2 protein-coding genes are annotated in these 2,583 nt (G+C 47.7%); both read right to left on the reverse strand.

All coding sequences use genetic code 11. The features are described 5' to 3' along the window. Positions 1 to 3: 3 nt before the first annotated feature. Positions 4 to 2,199, reverse strand: a complete 2,196-nt coding sequence (locus tag DW103_RS17800) for a peptidase domain-containing ABC transporter (RefSeq protein ID WP_122278614.1) — start codon at positions 2,197 to 2,199, stop codon at positions 4 to 6. Between the two features lie 6 nt (positions 2,200 to 2,205). Further along, the coding region (locus DW103_RS17805) for a glycosyltransferase (RefSeq protein WP_122278617.1) at positions 2,206 to 2,583 on the reverse strand (378 nt) is incomplete at its 5' end.

The raw sequence follows: 2,583 nt of genomic DNA on the forward strand, positions 1-2,583 counted from the left end.
ATCTCAACTACCCAATTCCAACTGGTTCTTCACCAACTTATAATAAACACCCTGCCTGGACGTCAATTCATCATGAGTCCCCTCCTCCACTATACGACCCTTATCCAATACCACGATATTATCCGCATCCCGCACCGTACTCAAACGATGCGCCACGATGACAACCGTCCGACCACGGTAAAACTGATGCAAATGTTCCATTATCTCCTTCTCGTTATTCGCATCCAACGCATTCGTCGCCTCATCCAAAAAGATGAACTCAGGATTCTTATACACCGCACGCGCTATCAGGATACGCTGACGCTGACCCTGGCTCACTCCGCTACCCTCCATGCCTATCTTCGTATTATATCCCAAGGGCAGCGAATCAATAAAATCACGGATGTTGGCCACAGTCACCGCATGCAACAAACGCTCCTTATCAATCACCTCGTCGCCTACTGCTATATTCTTCGCTATCGTATCAGAGAATATAAAACCATCCTGCATCACACAACCCGTATGGGCACGCCAGACATGCGGGTTGATGTTCTGCAATGAAAAATCACCCACGCGGATATGACCCCCGTTCGGGGCATAAAAACCCAGCAGCAATTTGACCAAGGTCGTCTTTCCGCTACCGCTCGCACCAACTATCGCTGTCACCTTATGCTCCGGAATCGTCAGGTTTATCCCATCCAGCACATAATCCCGGTCGGCCCCGTCATAGCTGAATTTCAAATCCTCTATACACAACGTTCGGTTTTCGGGCAACACGCTCATCTTCATGCCCAAGGTCTGCTCCTCATCCTCCTTCTGATGGATTTCACCAAGACGTTCCAGGCTGATCTTGGCATCCTGAAAAGAACGGGCAAACCCGATGAACTGATCGATTGGTGCACTCAGCTGCCCCACTATATAAGTCAGCGACATCATCATACCAAGCGTCATTTCGCCGGAAACTACAGCCCGGGCGGCCAAAAAGGAGATCAGGATATTCGTCGTCTGGTTAAAAAAGACCGACCCGAGCTGTTGATATTGTTGAAGGGCCAACCCCTTTATGCTTATTTTAAACAATTTCACCTGTATGCGTTCCCACTGCCAACGTTTCTCCGTTTCGCAGTTATTCAGTTTTATCTCCTGCATGCCGGTTATCAGCTGAAACAGGTTGCTCTGTTCACCCGCGGCCTGAGCAAACCGTTTGATGTCCAATTCACGGCGATACCTCATAAAGGCCAGCACCCAGGCCACGTACAACCCGTTTCCGACCAAAAACAAACCCAATATCGTCAGATTATAATAAGCCAGCACAAAGCCGAATACTATAAAGTTGAGAAAAGAGAACACCGTGCTGATGGACGAGCCCGTCATAAACGATTCGATACGATTATGGTCGCCGATACGCTGCATGATATCCCCGACCATTTTCGTATCGAAAAAGTGCAGGGGAAGCCGCATCAATTTGGCCAAAAAGTCGGAGATTAAGGCGATGTTAATCCGCGTGTTCACATGCAACAATATCCAGCTGCGGATGAAGCCGACAGACAGTTGTGCCAGGAAGATGACCACCTGGGCTATCAAGATGAGGGAGATAAAGCTCAGGTTTCCATCACGGATACCCGTATCCACCAAGCTCTGTGTCAGGAACGGCATGATTAATTGCAGGATACTGCCCGTCATCATCCCAAGTATCAACTGGAAAAATTCTTTTTTATAAGGAGTCACATAACGAAAAAAGTACGACAACCGCTTTTCCCTTGTCACATCCTCCTCGTCCCGGTCATAAAAATCAGGTCCCGGTTCCAGCAACAAAGCCGTTCCCGTATCCCTTCCGTCCACTTTCGTGCTAAACCAGCAGCGGGTCAGTTCATCCTCCTTATAAGTCACCCGTCCGCTTGCCGGGTCCGATATACTATATTTATCCCCTTTTATCCGGTAACATACAACAAAATGGTTCTGGTTCCAATGCAAGATACAAGGCAAAGGAACCTCTTTCTTCAACTGCTCCAAGGTTATTCTCACCCCGGACGTACGAAAACCGACCGATTCGGCCGCATCGCTTATTCCCAGCATGGAAACCCCTTCGCGCGTGATGAACGACCTTTCGCGTAGCGATTGCAAGCTATAGGTCTTACCGTAGTACTTGGCTATCATACGCAGGCACGACGGACCGCAGTCCATCGCGTCGAGCTGAAGATAATGGGGGAAAGGGGTCAACATAAAGCGTTACACAAATAAAGATTCGTACAAATTCCGCATTTTCTCCAAAAATAGGGATTCCTCATATTTCCGCAAATAGGTTTCCCTATACATATTGCTCGGAGGAGCCTGCAACAAAGCCAGCATGCTCTCCGCCATTTTTTCAACGGAAATATACACGTCGTCCTCACGTTCTTCCACTTCTATTTTTTCCACACCTTCAAGAGTTTCATTCAACCCCGTGGAAGTTGAAATTAGCAAAGGGATATTGAACATCAGCATCTCCATCGCCACATAACTGCATTGTTCATGCAAAGAGGGCATCACTCCGATATCCGCTATCTGATAAAATTCATACAACTCGTCCTTATTCAAACGACCTGTAAATGTCACTTTATTCCAATA

The sequence above is a fragment of the Parabacteroides sp. AM08-6 genome, assembly GCF_003473295.1.
In the GTDB taxonomy this organism is placed as follows: domain Bacteria; phylum Bacteroidota; class Bacteroidia; order Bacteroidales; family Tannerellaceae; genus Parabacteroides.